Genomic DNA, 14,509 nt, shown 5'->3' on the forward strand with positions numbered 1-14,509 from the left:
CGGTCCGCCACGGCCGCGCGCGCGGCCGTGGCCGCCCGTGCCGAGCCGACCGCGGTGCCGGCCGCAGCCATCAGGGCGGAAGGCGGCCGCGGCGCAACGCCCACCTGCGCGAAGCCCTGGTCCAGCAGCGCCCCCATGTGCCGGTCGCGCTCGACCCAGGAGGAACCGCCCATGGTCACGCCCACCAGCCGCACGCCGTCGCGCATCGCCGAGGTGACGATGTTGAAGCCGGAATCGCGGATGAAGCCGGTCTTGATGCCGTCCGCACCGTCGTAGTCGCCGAGCATACGGTTGTGGTTGCGGATCGTCTGCCGCCCCCAGGCGAAGTGGACCGTGCTGAAGTAGTGGTAGCGGTTCGGGAAATCCCGGAACAGCCGCAGGCCGAGCGTCGCCATGTCCCGCGCCGTGGTCACGTTGTCCGGGTCCGGCAGGCCGGAGGCGTTGCGGAAGGTGGTGCGCGTCATGCCGATGGAGCGGGCGCGGAGCGTCATCTGCTGGGCGAAGCGTTCCTCGCTGCCGGCCAGGTGCTCGCCGACGGCGGAGGCGACGTCGTTGGCGCTCTTGGTCACCAGGGCGAGGATCGCCTGCTCGGCGGTCAGGGTGGCGCCGATCGGCAGGCCGAGCTTCGAGGGCGGGCGGGAGGCGGCCTCCTCGCTCATGCGGATGGGGGTGCTGAGCTGCACGCGGCCGTCGCGCAGGGCCTCGAACAGCATGTAGAGCGTCATCATCTTGGTCAGCGAGGCGGGGTAGCGCTGCTCGTCCGGGTTGGCCGCGATCAGCGCATTGCCGTTGCGGGCGTCGAGCACGATCGCGGCATAGCGGTCGCTGCCAATCTGCGCGGCAGCCGGCCCGGGCCGCAGCCAGAGGCCCAGCGCGGCGAGAATCGCGATCGCCGCCAGCCCGAACGGACTTGGCGCGCGCTTCGCGGCGCGGGTTGGCGTCATGCGGAATCCCCCTCCTGCCCGGTTCGCCCGGGGGCGCCGTAGCACCGTGGCGCGAGGATAGCCACGGCGGGCCGGCAGCGTCCAGACGAAAGCAGCGGCGAGTTCGTTGCCCCGCAATGGCTTACGAAGCCTTGTTGCGAGCCGCGCTGATCGGCCGGGCGGAGGCGGAACATGACGTTTTCGTCATGTCATTGTGCAGTGCAAAAAATGCTTGCGATCGGTTCACGGCCCCGTCTAAAGACTGCTCATGTTGCAGCGCAGCAAAGCGGCTCGGACTTCCGGGCCGGCCAAACGGAACGGGGCCATCGAGGTGCCCGTCGTCGACACGGAAAAGGACGAGACCATGGCTGAGATCAAGACGACCGACGTGAAGAAGATCGCGACCGAGGGCGCCGCCCAGGCGCAGAAGTTCGTGACGGAAGGCGCGGCGCAGGCCCGCGTGGCGATGGAGAAGAGCATGGAACAGGTCAGCAAGGGCGCCGAGGGTCTGATGAAGGCCGCCGAGGAAGCCGCTGAGTTCGGCCGCGGCAACGTCGAGGCCTTCACCAAGGCGGCGCAGACCTGGGCGGTCGGCACGCAGGAGCTCGCCCGTCAGGCGATGGCCCTGGCCCAGGGCCTGACCGACCACAGCCTCGAAGGTGCCAAGGCCCTCGCCGGCGTGAAGAGCCTGAACGAGGCCGCCGAGATCCAGGCGAAGTTCGCCAAGTCCGCGCTGGACAAGGCCGTCGCCGAGTCCGCGAAGATGCAGGAAGCGGTCTTCAAGCTGGCCGAGCAGGCCGCGGCGCCGATCAGCGCCCGCATGACCGTCGCCATGGAGAAGATGGCGAAGCCGATCGCGGCCTGATCCGGCCCGGGACTGGGTCGTCCCCGCCGACTACCCCTCCCCTCCCTGGCGGGGGCGGCCCCCGAAGGGCCCGGTTCCCGGTCCTGTCCCGCGCAAGCGGCGGCAGGCCGGGGGCCGGGCCTTTCTTCGTTTCCGCCTCTCGTTGCATTACATGCGGCACAATATGTTGCCGGAACGCGGTCGGCCCTTCACCTCGCACCGCACGCTCCGATATCCTGCCATGCGGCCCGGCGGGTTGCCGTTCGGGCCAAGGGAACCGACTTCAGCGACCATGAGCGATCAGGACAAGCGCCCGGGGACTGGGCAGAACGGTGGCGAAGGCCCGCAGACCGGGGTCGTCGTCAAGACGCGCCCGCGGACCAAGAAGCCCGCCATGTACAAGGTGCTGATGCTCAACGACGACTACACGCCGATGGAGTTCGTCGTTCACGTGCTGGAACGCTTCTTCCAGAAGAACCGGGAAGAGGCGACGCGCATCATGCTGCACGTGCACAGGCGTGGCGTCGGCGTCTGCGGCGTCTTCACCTATGAGGTCGCCGAGACCAAGGTCACGCAGGTGATGGACCTGGCGCGCCAGAACCAGCACCCGCTTCAGTGCACGATCGAGAAGGAATGAGGGCGGGGGTCGCAGAACCCCGAAGAGAGGCCCACATCACGACCGGATACCTGGTGCCGCGTCCGCCCGACGAGGCCGGCGCGCCATCCATAGGGGAGCGTCACTGATATGCTGTCCCGCAACCTCGAGCAGACGCTCCACCGGGCCCTGGCCCTGGCCAGCGAGCGCCGGCACGAATACGCGACACTCGAGCACCTGCTGCTCGCCCTGGGCGACGACCAGGACGCGGCCACCGTGCTGCGCGCCTGCGGGGTCGACCTCGACCGCCTGAAGCGCGACCTGACCGAGTTCCTCGACAAGGACCTCGCGGGCCTGGTGACCGAGCGCGGCGGCGACCCGAAGCCGACCGCAGGCTTCCAGCGCGTGGTCCAGCGCGCGGCGATCCACGTCCAGTCCTCCGGCCGCGACGAGGTGACCGGCGCCAACGTGCTGGTCGCGCTGTTCTCCGAACGCGAAAGCCACGCCGTCTACTTCCTGCAGCTGCAGGACATGACGCGGCTCGATGCGGTGAACTTCATCAGCCACGGCATCGCCAAGGCGCCGGGGCGGTCGCAGCCGCGGCCCGTGCAGGGCTCCACACCCTCCCCCGAAGAAGGCCAGGAGAAGGAGGAGAAGCCTCGTGGCGGACGTGGGCAGGACGCGCTGTCGAACTACTGCGTCAACCTCAACAGGAAGGCGCAGCAGGGCAAGATCGACCCGCTGATCGGGCGCGATCCCGAGATCGAGCGCACCATCCAGATCCTCTGCCGGCGCACCAAGAACAACCCGCTCTATGTGGGTGATCCGGGCGTGGGCAAGACGGCGATCGCGGAAGGCCTGGCCAAGCGCATCGTCGAGGGCGACGTGCCCGAGGTGCTGCTCAAGTCCACCATCTTCGCGCTGGACATGGGCAGCCTGCTCGCCGGCACGCGCTACCGCGGCGATTTCGAGGAGCGGCTGAAGGCCGTTGTCCAGGAACTGGAGAACCAGGCCGGCTCGATCCTCTTCATCGACGAGATCCACACCGTCATCGGCGCGGGCGCGACGTCCGGCGGCGCGATGGATGCATCGAACCTGCTGAAGCCGGCGCTGGCACAGGGCACGCTGCGCTGCATCGGGTCCACGACCTACAAGGAATACCGCAACTACTTCGAGAAGGACCGCGCCCTGGTCCGCCGCTTCCAGAAGATCGACGTCAACGAGCCGACGGTCGAGGATTCGGTGAAGATCCTGCAGGGCCTCAAGGCGAACTACGAGAAGCACCACAAGGTGCGCTACACGCCCGAGGCGATCCGCGCGGCGGTGGAGCTTTCCGCCAAGTACATCCACGACCGCAAGCTGCCCGACAAGGCGATCGACGTGATCGACGAGGTCGGCGCGTCCCGCATGCTGCTGCCGGAGAACAAGCGGCGGAAGACGGTCACGCTGAAGGATGTCGAGGACATCGTCGCCAAGATCGCGCGCATCCCGCCGAAGTCGGTCTCGACCGACGACCGCGAGCAGCTGCGCAACCTCGAGCGCGACCTGAAGGCGATGGTCTTCGGCCAGGACAAGGCGATCGACGCGCTCTCGGCCGCGATCAAGCTGGCACGCGCCGGCCTGCGCGACCCCGAGAAGCCGATCGGCAACTACCTGTTCTCCGGCCCGACCGGCGTCGGCAAGACCGAGGTCGCGAAGCAGCTCGCCAAGACCCTCGGCATCGAGCTGATCCGCTTCGACATGTCGGAATACATGGAACGGCACAGCGTCAGCCGGCTGATCGGCGCGCCGCCGGGCTATGTCGGCTTCGACCAGGGCGGGTTGCTGACCGATGCGATCGACCAGCACCCGCATGCCGTGCTGCTGCTCGATGAGATCGAGAAGGCGCACCAGGACCTGTTCAACATCCTGCTGCAGGTGATGGACCACGGGAAGCTGACCGACCACAACGGCAAGACCGTGGACTTCCGCAACGTCATCCTCATCATGACGACGAATGCGGGTGCCGCCGACATGGCGAAGGCGACCATCGGGTTCGAGCGCGAGACGCGCGTCGGCGAGGACGAGGATGCGATCAAGCGCCTCTTCACGCCGGAATTCCGCAACCGCCTCGATGCCGTCGTCGGCTTCGCCGCGCTGACACCGGAGATCGTCGGCCGCGTGGTCGAGAAGTTCGTCATGCAGCTCGAGGCGCAGCTCGCCGACCGCAACGTGACGATCGAACTGAGCAGCGCGGCGAAGGAATGGCTGGCCGAACGCGGCTACGACCCGCTCTACGGCGCGCGGCCGCTGGCCCGCGTGATCCAGGAGCACGTGAAGAAGCCGCTCGCCGAGGAACTGTTGTTCGGCAAGCTGACCAAGGGCGGCGCGGTGAAGGTCGGCCTCAAGGACGGCGTGCTGACCTTCGACATCATGGAGTCGGCCCCGCCCGCCCTGCCCAAGCCCGAGGAAGGCGAAGGCGATGCGGAACGCGAGCCCGAGACGGCGGAATGACGCACCCGGCCACGACGGCGCTGCTCGTCGTGGATGTCCAGAACGACTTCTGCACCGGCGGCGCGCTCGGCGTGCCGCATGGTGAGGACATCGTCCCGCTGATCAACGCGATCGTCCCGCATTACGGGACGGTCGTGGTGACGCAGGACTGGCATCCGGCGGACCATGCATCCTTCGCCTCCCAGCATCCGGGGCGGAAGCCCTTCGAGACGGTGGCGATGCCCTACGGTCCGCAGGTGCTGTGGCCGGACCATTGCGTCATGGGCAGCCTCGGTGCGGCGCTGCACGACGATCTCGACACGACGCGCGCGCAACTCATGCTGCGCAAGGGCTGCCACCGGGCCGTCGATTCCTACTCGGCGATGCTCGAAGCCGATCGCGTGACGCGCACGGGCCTCGACGGCTGGCTGACCGCGCGCGGCATCACGGAGGTGCATGTCTGCGGCCTGGCGACGGATTTCTGCGTCGCCTGGACGGCGATGGACGCGCGGCGCTTCGGCTTCGGCGCGACCGTCATCGCCGATGCCTGCCGCGCCATCGACCTCGACGGCAGCCTCGCGCGCGCCTGGGCCGAGATGGCGGCAGCAGGGGTGCGGCGCGTGGCGGCGGCGGATATGCTCGCGGCCTGACGGCGCGATCCCGCGCCGCAAGGCAGGGGACGCCGACATGAGTGCGATCAAGGACTGGCCCGCCTATTCCGCCGCGCTGCGGGAACGCGGCAAGGAACTCGGGCAGTTGCACCCGGAAATCGTGAAGGGCTTCGTCGCGCTGAACAACGGCGCGGCGAAGACGCAGCATCTCGATGCCAAGACGCGGGAACTGATCTCGATTGCGGTCGCAATCACCACGCGCTGCGAGGGCTGCATGGACGCACATGTGCGCAAGGCGATGGCGGCCGGCGCGAGCAAGGAGGAGATCGCGGAGGCGCTCGGCGTGGCGATCGCGCTGAACGCGGGCGCGGCCTTCACCTATGCGCTGCATGCGCTGGACCGGGCGGGGGAAGGCGCCTGACGGCGCCTTCTACACCAACGCCTTCCGCGCCACCTCCAGCGCCGCCTTCTCCTCCTTCGTCACCTTCGGGTAGTGGAGGTCCAGCGCCTCCAGTGCCTCGACGATCGCCGCCACCACCGCGAGCCGCGTGAACCACTTCTGGTCCGCGGGCACCACGAACCACGGCGCATGCGGGGCGGCGGTGGCGCGTATCGCGGCATCGTAGGCCTTCATATAGGCGTCCCAGTGCGCGCGCTCGGCGACGTCGCCCGCCGAGAACTTCCAGTTCTTCTCCGGCTCCTCGATGCGCGCGAGGAAGCGGCGCTTCTGCTCCGCCTTGCTGACATTGAGGAAGAACTTCAGCACCACCGTGCCCTGCCGCGCGAGGTAGCGCTCATAGGCCGCGATGTCCTCGAGCCTTTCGTCCCAGATGTTCTTGCCGATCACGGGCGGCGGCAGCTTCTCGCCCCCCAGGATGTGCGGATGCACGCGCACCACCAGCACTTCCTCGTACCAGCTCCGGTTGTGGATGCCGATGCGGCCGCGCTCGGGCAGCGCGACGGAATGGCGCCAGAGGAAATCATGGTCGAGGTCGAGCGGGGTCGGCGCCTTGAAGGAATGCACCTGGCAGCCCTGTGGGTTCACGCCTGAGAAGACGTGCTTGATCGCCCCGTCCTTCCCCGCCGCGTCCATCGCCTGGAAGATGCACAGCACCGACCAGCGGTCCTGCGCGTAGAGCATGTCCTGCAACTCGGACAGCCGGTCCACGCCCTTCTGCAGCAATTCAGCGGCGTGGTTCTTCTCGACGTCGAGCCCCGCCGTGTCGCAGGGGTCGCAGTTGCCCAAGCGGAACCCCTTGCCCGAGGTGACGCGGTAGCGATCCAGCAGCTTCACCATCCTCTTTTCGATCATGCGCCTCTCCCGCGTGGCGCCACCACGATCCACAGCGCGGCCCCGGCCTGCAACAGGAAGGTGAGCGACAGCGCGACGGCGTAGCCCGCCGGGTCCCAACCGCCTGTCGCGGTGCGCGGCCAGAGGTCGAGAATTGCCCCGATCCCCGTCTGCAGCGCGAAGACCAGCACCAGCATGGTGAAGTTGATCGCGGTGGCGACGCGCCCCTGCAGTTCCGGCGGGAAGCCCTGCCCCATCGCCGCATAGCCTGCGACACCGACCGAACCGCAGAAGGAGAACAGGAACCAGGCCACCGCGATGGCCCAGAAGCCGGAAGGCGCCATGATCAACACCGCCTGCGTCGCCAATACCCCGCCGATGCCGAGATAGGGCACGAACATCGGCGAGAAGCCCCTCGCCTGCGCGGAGGACGCCGCATGCCCCGTCACCAGGCTGCCGGTCACCAGCCCCGCCGCGTAGATCAGCAAGGCCAACGCGCGTGTTTCGTCCGCCATGCCGCCCACGTCGCGCAGCCAGGGCCCGGCCCAGAGCCCCTGGTAGGTGAAGTTCAGCGCCGAGAGCACCATCACCGCCGGCAGGAAGCGCAGGAAGCCGCGGTCGCGGAAGATGCGGCCGAACTCGCCGATCTCGCGCACCAGGCTGCGGCGTTCCGGGCGCACCGTCCCCGGCGGCGCATCGGGCACGGCGAAGCGGATCCAGAAGGACACCGCGACACCGAGCACCGCGAGCACCATGAAGATTCCCCGCCAGCCCACCAGCGGCAGCACCCATTGCACCGGCAGCGTGGCGGAGACCCCGCCCAGCCCGGCGAAGAACAGCCCCGCCCCCGTCACCGCCGCGACGCGATGCTTCGGATACCATTGCGTGTTGGCCTTGAGCATCGCCATCAGCCCGGCCGCGACGCCGACCCCGGCGACGATGCGCCCGAACGCCAGCATCAGCACGTCCGGCGCCAGCGCGCTGATGATGAATCCGACCGCGGCGACGAGCGCCAGGATGCTCTGCACCCGTCGCGGGCCGTGGAGGTCGAGCGCCACGCCGATCGGTAGTTGCGCCGCGGCATAGGCCGCGAAGAAACAGGCCGCCAGCAGCCCGAGTTCCGAGGCCGAGAGCCCGAACTCGATCGCCAGCAGCGGCCCGATGGTCGCGACCAGCGCACGGTTGCCCTGGTTGAGGAAGTTGATCGCCGCGAGCGGCAGGGTGATGCGGCCGAAGCCGGGCGTGCCGGACATCAGCGCGGATCGAGCCGCACGCTGATCGGGCAATGGTCGGAAAGACGCTCGCGCAGCGCGCCGTCACGCTCCGCGTAGGTCAGCACGCGGAAACTGTCGCGCACCAGCCAGTCCCGCGCCGGCCCGCCCAGCAGGATGTGGTCGATGAAGGGCCGCCCCCGGCCTTCGCGCCCGCGGCAGGGATCGGAAAAACCCTCGGTCGGGCGAGCCAGCGGCGCCGCCTCGGTCAGCACCGCCAGGAATTCGTCGTTGCGCTCCATGCGCCGGTTGAAATCGCCGAGGATGGCGAAGGCGACGCCTTCGCGCCGGCGCTCGCCGATCCAGTCGCGCAGGACCTCCGCCTGACGGCCGAGGTTCTGGCAGTCGCGCGAATTGGGCTCCCGGACGGGATCCCACGCGCACCCACCGTCGAGATGCACCGAGAGCAGCCGCAGCGGCGGTCCATCCCCCTGCCGCACCGTGATATCCGCGCCGCGGCGCAGGGAACGCCGCGCATTCGGGGCGAGATCCAGCGCCGAGACGTCCGTGTTGCGCGTGACGTTCAGCCCGCGCCGCCACGCGAAGCCGGCGCGCTGCGTGTCGGTCTCGGCGGGGAAGTGGAATTCCCAGCGCGTGGCGTCGAAGACGCGCGCGGCAGCGAGCGGGCCGTCCACCTCCTGGATCGCGACGACATCGGCGGCGAGGCGGTCGGCATAGGCTCGCAGGCGGGCGAAGTCCTGCTCGCCGCGCGACGGGACGCCGCGCGGCAGGTCAGGGTGGCCTGCGGGCTTCGTGGTCAGCCAGGCGATGTTCCAGGCGGCGAGTTTCAGTTCGGCCGCCGCGGCGGGGAAGGCCAGCACGGCGAGCAGGGCAAGGATCAGCGGGCGCATGGCGGGCTTCATAGCAGCGTCACCGCCTCGGCGCGCGTGGGGGCGGCGGCTTCGTCCAACAGGCGGGCGCCGCAGGCGATGAGCACGTCGGCGATGCTGTCCATCTCGGCGGCGTCGCGGGTGGCGTCGTGGAAGGCCTCGCCACGGCGGGAACCGCGCGGCACCCAGATGACGGTCTCGTAGCGGGCGCGGGTCAGCAGCACGCGGTACTTGTTGATGACGTAGTGTGCGTCCTTGTTGCGGTCCTGCCAGGCGTCGCCGGCGAAGCGCCGCGTGCGCCAGCCCGTCGGGCGCCACGCCAGGTCGTTGCCCCAGGCGAGCCCCGCGACATCGAGCTCGAGCCCCTGGCAATCATATTCCGTGGCGAAGGTCTCGAGCGCGTCCGAGCCGCGAATGTCCGGCCAGCGTCGCAGGAACCAGTCAGCCACGTCGTCGAGCTGGACGCCGAGTCCCTCCCCCCGCAGCCGCTTCGCCCCGGCCGATGCGACGATCCCTGCCCGGCGATGGCCTCGCGCGAAGGCACGCAGCGCCGCGCGCAGCGCCACGAGGTCGCGCGTCAGCAGATAAGGAAGTCCGGCGGACATGTCCGCAATGGCACGCGCCTCCAGCACTTCCCCGCGCAGGACCGCATCCACCCAGGCCGCTCCGGTGCTCTCGCGCACGTTACGGAGGGGCACTGTCAGATCGAGGTCGTCGTCGATGGTCAGCCAGGGCGCCGGCCCATCGGCCAGGCGCTGCATCGGATCGCGCGCTTCGATCGCCCGGCGCGCGGCCACGGCGCGCCAGGTGCTGCCGGAGGCCGCGATGACGCGCCCCCATTCGGCCAGGCCGGCCTCGCCCGTGTTGATCTCCTGCCCATTGCCGATCAGCGCCACCACCACGGCCCAGCCCTCGTGCCGGCCCATGATCTCGAGCGTATGGGCGGGCTCGCTCATGGTCAGACGGGACGGCTTGTTGCGCGTGCCGATGCGGGCCTTCGCCTCGTCCCAGGCGCGCTGCGCCTCGTCGAAGACGATCAGCCGATCGGGTGGTGCGCGACGACGCGGGTCGGTCGCATTGTCCTCGAGGAAGCGGTGCACGTTCTGCAGCCGCTCCTTCACGCGGCGCTCGGCCTCCGGCCGGCTGCATTCGCCACGCTCGACCGCATCCCGTGCCAGCGCCGCGCGCAGCACGGCAACCAACGGCACGTTGCCGGTCAGGAAGGCGCTCCGCCCTCCGGCCTCGGGAGCGAACACCGCGTTCAGGCCGCAGAGCGTCTTGCCCGCGCCGGGAATGCCGGTGACGAAGACCACGCGCTTGCCACCATCGGTCTGCGCCGTCGCCGCGGCGCGCGCAATGGCGGTCGCCGTGCGCGTCAGGTTGGCCGCATCGGCACGCGCCGCGGCGATCTCCGCCACGCCATTGCGGGCGTAGAGCATCGTCGCCGCTTCCACGATGGTCGGCACCGGGCGGTAGGCGCCGCCGAGCCAGGCCGCGCCATCCAGCGGCGCATCGGCGGCCGGGATCTCCGCCTGCACCCAGCGCAGTGCCTCGCCGAGCGTCGCGTGCCCCGACACCAGCGGCTCCGTCGGATTGGGCGGCAGCAGCCAGGGCTGCACCGGCGCGCAGAAGGGAACGTCCGCGGCAACCAGGACCGGCACGATGCTGTGCGCGCGGCTGCGCTCGTGGAAGTCGCGCAGGTCGAGCGCGTAGTCCTCGGCCTCGGCCATGCCGGCGGCGGAGGGCGCACCGGTCTTGAACTCGAGCACGACGATCGCGCGATCCGTCAGCACGACGGCATCGATCCGCCTCTCGAGCCTCAGCAGTTCGTATTCCAGCGCCACGGTCCAGGCCTGGCCACCGACCCGGCCAATCGCCGCGCGCAGCGCCGAGACCTGGCGATGCCAGGCGAATTCCTGGTCCGGCGTACCGGGATAGCCCCGTGCCTGCTGCGCGGAGGCGAGCCGACCCACCATATCGGCCGGATCGCGCGCAAGGAACTCGGCACCCGTGCAATGGAACCAGGCCTTCACGCACCTCCTCCCCGTCGCGGCCAGGTCGCCACCGCCACGCTGCCCATCATCAGCATGAAGCCAGCCGCGTGAACGAACGTGAAGGCCTCGCCCAGCAGCGTCACCGCCACCAGCGCCGCCGTGCCCGGCAGGAAGGCGGTGAAGACGCCGGCCATCCCCGCCGGCACGCGCCGCAGCCCGGCGTACCAGAGCAGCAGGCAGATCACGCTCGCCGTCAGGGAATGGAACACCAGCAGGCCCGCGAGCGACGGCGCGGACAGCGCGGCTGCCGCGCCGATGTCCGGCAACGCGAAGGGCGCCAGCACCAGCGCCGAGAAGGCCTGCATCCAGAGGCTCGCGGTGATCACCGGCACCCGGCCGGCGATGCGGCGCGCCAGCAGCACATAGGCTGCCTCCCCCAGCACGCCGCCGAAGACCAGCAGGTTGCCGAGGACCGATCCGCCCGTCCCGCCCGCCGCTCGGGCCAGGGTGATCGCCGCCATGCCGCCCGCCGCCAGCGCCACCGCGGCCCATTGCCGCGCCGGCAGCCTTTCGCGCAGCAGCACCGCGCCGCCGATCGCGACCACCGCCGGCAGCGTAGCCAGCACCAGCCCGCCTTCCAGCGCCGTGGTCAGCCTCAGCCCTGCGAGCAGCCCGGCATTGTAGATCGCGGTGCCGAAGATCGCCTGCAGCACCAGGTTGCGGCGCACATCGGGCGCCACGCGCACCGGCCCATCCAACCAGCGTGCCAGCGGCCACAGCACCAGCATCGCCAGCGCGCAGCGCAGGAAGGCGATCATGGCGATGGGCAGCGCCTCGGCCAGCAGCTTCGCCACCGCCACATTGGCACCGACCAGCGCCATGGAGAGGGCGAGTTGCGAATAGGCGAGGCGCACAACCCGCAGCCTATCGCGGGACCGCGCCGCTTCCTATGGCCGGGACGCTACGCCTCCCCGTGCTTTCGGAAGGGCGAGAGGGTCGCGAGCATCTCCATCTCCCGCAGCATCGCGGGCCGCTCGCGCGCGAGGAACTCGGCCACCGCATCCGCAAGTCCGCGATGCGCGATCCAATGCGCGGACCAGGTCGGCACCGGCAGGTAGCCGCGCTGGATCTTGTGCTCCCCTTGGGCGCCGGCCTCGACACGGCCGATGCCGTGGGCGATCGCGAAGTCCATCGCCATGTAGTAGCAGAGCTCGAAATGCAGGAATGGGACGTCCACCATGGCGCCCCAGTTGCGACCGTAGATCGCGTCACGTCCCACCAGGTTCAGCGCGCCGGCCACGGGCTCGCCGTCGCGCTCGGCCAGCATCAGCACCACGGCGTCGCCGAGTCGTTCGCCCAGCATCGGCCAGAACCGCTTCGTCAGGTAGGCGCTGCGGCCCCACTTCCGGTCGGTGGTGCTGCGATAGAAGCGGTGGAAGGCGCCCCAGTGGCGGGCGGTGATCTCCGCCCCGCGCAGGCAGCGCAGGGTCAGCCCGGCCTCCTGCACCTCGCGCCGCTCGCGCCTCACCGCCTTGCGCTTGCGGGAGGCGAGCGCGTCCAGGAAATCGTCGAAACAGCCATAGCCCGGATTGGACCAGTGGAACTGCGTGCCGAGTCGCCGCAGCCATCCGGCATCGCCCAGCGCGTTCCACTCCTGCTCCGTGCAGAAGGTGACATGGACCGAGGATGCCCCGACCGCCCGGCAGGCCTGCACCAGCCCCTGCGCCAGCGCCGCCGCCGGCACGCCGGCATCCGGCCGCAGCAGCAGCCGCGGCCCCGGCACCGGGCTGAAGGGCACCGCCACCTGCAGCTTCGGGTAGTAGCGCCCGCCGGCGCGTTCCAGCGCATCGGCCCAGCCGTGGTCGAAGACGTATTCGCCCTGGGAGTGGGACTTCGCGTAGCAGGGCGCGCAGGCCACCAGCCGGCCGGCCTCGTCGCGCAGCGCGGCATGCTGGGGCAGCCAGCCGCGCTCGGGCACGGCGCTGCCGCTGTCCTCGAGGGCCGAGAGGAAGGCGTGGCTGACGAAGGGATTCTCCCTGCCCGCGCAGGCGTCCCATTCGGCCGCCCCGATCTCCGCGATGCGCGGATGCAGGCTGAGGGAGAGCGGCGGCGATCCATCGGGCATGCCGATCAATGTCGGTCGCGCCGCGGCCCGCGCAAGTCGGCCATCGGCCGCGCGGCGGTCCCCTCGCCGCGCGGCCCCGCCGACTACAGGTACTCGTTCGACCGATACATGCTGATGGCGCCGAGCAGCATGGTGATGGCGCCGATCACGAACATGCAGATGGCGATGGTCTCAGGCGCGGCGGCCGGCAGCCCGGCCGGCATCGGCACCAGCATGCCCGTCGTCTTGAATCCGACATAAGCCCCTGCGCCCGCCGCCCCGAAGCCCATGAGGAAGGCAATGATCCCGAGCCCCATGACGAAGAAATCCCCCTTGCAACAACCTGCGCGAGTGCGGATCGAACGCGCATCGCGGTCCGGGTCACCCGGTCTCCGGGACATCTTGCGTCTCGCCACAATCGGCGGCTGCATATAAACACTTCGTGAGTTGTATTTGCAACCGGCTGTCGCGTCTCATTATTGATACGGCCTGCTGCACTCTTCCAGTGCTTGTGGTTATGCCTTCGGCAGAACCACAAGTCCTCGTCATGATGCTTTTTGGATGTTGCCGACCGTATTTTGGGACTCAGGCGAGTTCGAACATTCCCTCGACCTCCACCGCCGCATCCGCCGGCAGGGAGGGCACGCCGATGGTCGAGCGGGCATGGCGCCCGGCCTCGCCGAACACCTCCACCGCCAGGTCAGAGGCGCCGTTCATCACCGTCGCGTGCTGCGTGAAGGCCGCCGGCGCGGCGATGAAGCCGCCGAGTCGCACCACCTGCGCGACCCGGTCGAGGTCGCCCGCCGCCGCCTTGAGCTGCGCCAGCAGGTTCACGAAGCAGAGGCGCGCCGCCTCCCGCCCCTGCTCGGGCGTCACGTCCACGCTCACCTTGCCGCTGTAGGCCACCGCGCCGTCGCGCAGCGGGATCTGGCCCGAGATCACCACCAGCTTCCCGGTGACGACGAAGGGCACGTAGTTGGCGATCGGCGCCGCCGGGGTCGGCAGGGTGATGCCGAGTTCCTTCAGCCGCTGCTCGATGCGTCCGGCCATGGTCATTCTCCTTGTGAGGTGTCGGCGCGGCGGCCAGGCCACGCCGGGGGATCAGGCGGCGCGGCGCAGGGACCGTCCGCGTCGCGGCGCCTGCTGCGCCGGAAGGTCGAGCGGCAGCAGCGGCGGCTGCGTTTCCGCCAGCGCGACGGGGGCCATCTCCTCCTCCGCCGGGTCCGGCAGATCGCCGCGGCCGAGATAGTCCAGCGCCAGCCGCCGGAAGGCCCAGTCGAGCACCGAAGTGGCGCGCCGGATCGCGGCGTCGCCCTCCACCGCCCCGCCCGCGCCGGGGCTGTAGGCATAGGCATCGACGAAGGTCGCCAGCGGCACGCCGTGCGCGAGACCGAGCGAGACCGCCTCGGCGAGCGCCTCGAGCAGCGCGCGCGCAGCCACGCCCTCGCGCGGGACGGAGAAGGAAATCTCCCGCGGAGCGCCGCGGTCGTCCTCGGTCGCCCGCAGCGCCACGCGGGCACCGCCGAGGCTGACGCGCCAGGTGCGCGCGGCCGCGTGGGCGACCGGACGCGGCG

General features: G+C 70.1%; 15 protein-coding genes. 5 read left to right on the plus strand and 10 right to left on the minus strand.

What is annotated here, in order from left to right:
* Window positions 1–944: D-alanyl-D-alanine carboxypeptidase family protein (locus GXW76_RS21990; protein ID WP_211864253.1), on the minus strand; the 944-nt coding region annotated here is incomplete at its 3' end.
* 343 nt (window positions 945–1,287) lie between these two features.
* Here GXW76_RS21990 and GXW76_RS21995 point away from each other — a divergent pair.
* The 5 genes from GXW76_RS21995 to GXW76_RS22015 all read left to right on the plus strand — a co-directional run bounded on the left by GXW76_RS21995 (window position 1,288) and on the right by GXW76_RS22015 (window position 5,866).
* Complete coding sequence (locus tag GXW76_RS21995; protein WP_211864254.1) at window positions 1,288–1,788, plus strand: phasin family protein; 501 nt, start codon at window positions 1,288–1,290, stop codon at window positions 1,786–1,788.
* A gap of 271 nt (window positions 1,789–2,059) precedes the next feature.
* Window positions 2,060–2,404, plus strand: coding sequence for an ATP-dependent Clp protease adapter ClpS (gene clpS, locus GXW76_RS22000; protein WP_211864255.1), 345 nt, complete (start codon window positions 2,060–2,062; stop codon window positions 2,402–2,404).
* 108 nt (window positions 2,405–2,512) lie between these two features.
* Window positions 2,513–4,855: an ATP-dependent Clp protease ATP-binding subunit ClpA gene (gene clpA, locus GXW76_RS22005; RefSeq protein WP_211864256.1), complete on the plus strand. Its 2,343-nt coding sequence runs from the start codon at window positions 2,513–2,515 to the stop codon at window positions 4,853–4,855.
* Window positions 4,852–5,484, plus strand: a complete 633-nt coding sequence (pncA, locus tag GXW76_RS22010) for a bifunctional nicotinamidase/pyrazinamidase (protein WP_211864257.1) — start codon at window positions 4,852–4,854, stop codon at window positions 5,482–5,484. Before clpA ends, pncA begins: the two co-directional genes overlap by 4 nt.
* Before the next feature lie 46 nt (window positions 5,485–5,530).
* The gene (locus GXW76_RS22015; protein ID WP_338151016.1) at window positions 5,531–5,866 is read left to right on the plus strand and encodes a carboxymuconolactone decarboxylase family protein; all 336 of its coding nucleotides are present in this window, start codon (window positions 5,531–5,533) and stop codon (window positions 5,864–5,866) included.
* Window positions 5,867–5,875: 9 nt separating this feature from the next.
* On the opposite strand, the gene GXW76_RS22020 is transcribed toward GXW76_RS22015, so the two are convergent.
* The 9 genes from GXW76_RS22020 to GXW76_RS22060 form a co-directional block, all read right to left on the minus strand.
* Window positions 5,876–6,757 carry a polyphosphate kinase 2 family protein gene (locus GXW76_RS22020; protein ID WP_211864259.1) on the minus strand — a complete coding sequence of 294 codons (882 nt, stop codon included), beginning with the start codon at window positions 6,755–6,757 and terminating at the stop codon, window positions 5,876–5,878.
* On the minus strand, window positions 6,754–7,989 hold the full coding sequence (locus GXW76_RS22025; protein WP_211864260.1) for an MFS transporter: 1,236 nt from the start codon (window positions 7,987–7,989) through the stop codon (window positions 6,754–6,756). Before GXW76_RS22025 ends, GXW76_RS22020 begins: the two co-directional genes overlap by 4 nt.
* Window positions 7,989–8,858 (minus strand): endonuclease/exonuclease/phosphatase family protein, encoded by an 870-nt coding sequence (locus tag GXW76_RS22030; protein WP_211864261.1) that lies wholly within the window; start codon window positions 8,856–8,858, stop codon window positions 7,989–7,991. The genes GXW76_RS22025 and GXW76_RS22030 overlap by 1 nt, the downstream gene beginning before the upstream one ends.
* Window positions 8,859–8,866: 8 nt before the next feature.
* Window positions 8,867–10,870 carry a DNA/RNA helicase domain-containing protein gene (locus GXW76_RS22035; RefSeq protein ID WP_211864262.1) on the minus strand — a complete coding sequence of 668 codons (2,004 nt, stop codon included), beginning with the start codon at window positions 10,868–10,870 and terminating at the stop codon, window positions 8,867–8,869.
* Window positions 10,867–11,745: a DMT family transporter gene (locus GXW76_RS22040; protein WP_338151015.1), complete on the minus strand. Its 879-nt coding sequence runs from the start codon at window positions 11,743–11,745 to the stop codon at window positions 10,867–10,869. Before GXW76_RS22040 ends, GXW76_RS22035 begins: the two co-directional genes overlap by 4 nt.
* A gap of 47 nt (window positions 11,746–11,792) precedes the next feature.
* Window positions 11,793–12,956 carry a GNAT family N-acetyltransferase gene (locus GXW76_RS22045; RefSeq protein WP_211864263.1) on the minus strand — a complete coding sequence of 388 codons (1,164 nt, stop codon included), beginning with the start codon at window positions 12,954–12,956 and terminating at the stop codon, window positions 11,793–11,795.
* An 83-nt stretch (window positions 12,957–13,039) separates the two neighbouring features.
* Window positions 13,040–13,252: a hypothetical protein gene (locus tag GXW76_RS22050; RefSeq protein WP_211864264.1), complete on the minus strand. Its 213-nt coding sequence runs from the start codon at window positions 13,250–13,252 to the stop codon at window positions 13,040–13,042.
* A 268-nt stretch (window positions 13,253–13,520) separates the two neighbouring features.
* Window positions 13,521–13,985: a RidA family protein gene (locus tag GXW76_RS22055; RefSeq protein WP_211864265.1), complete on the minus strand. Its 465-nt coding sequence runs from the start codon at window positions 13,983–13,985 to the stop codon at window positions 13,521–13,523.
* A 51-nt stretch (window positions 13,986–14,036) separates the two neighbouring features.
* Window positions 14,037–14,509: TSCPD domain-containing protein (locus tag GXW76_RS22060; protein ID WP_456307117.1), on the minus strand; the 473-nt coding region annotated here is incomplete at its 5' end.

It is taken from the genome of Neoroseomonas soli, from assembly GCF_018129065.1.
GTDB classification, from domain to species: domain Bacteria; phylum Pseudomonadota; class Alphaproteobacteria; order Acetobacterales; family Acetobacteraceae; genus Neoroseomonas; species Neoroseomonas soli.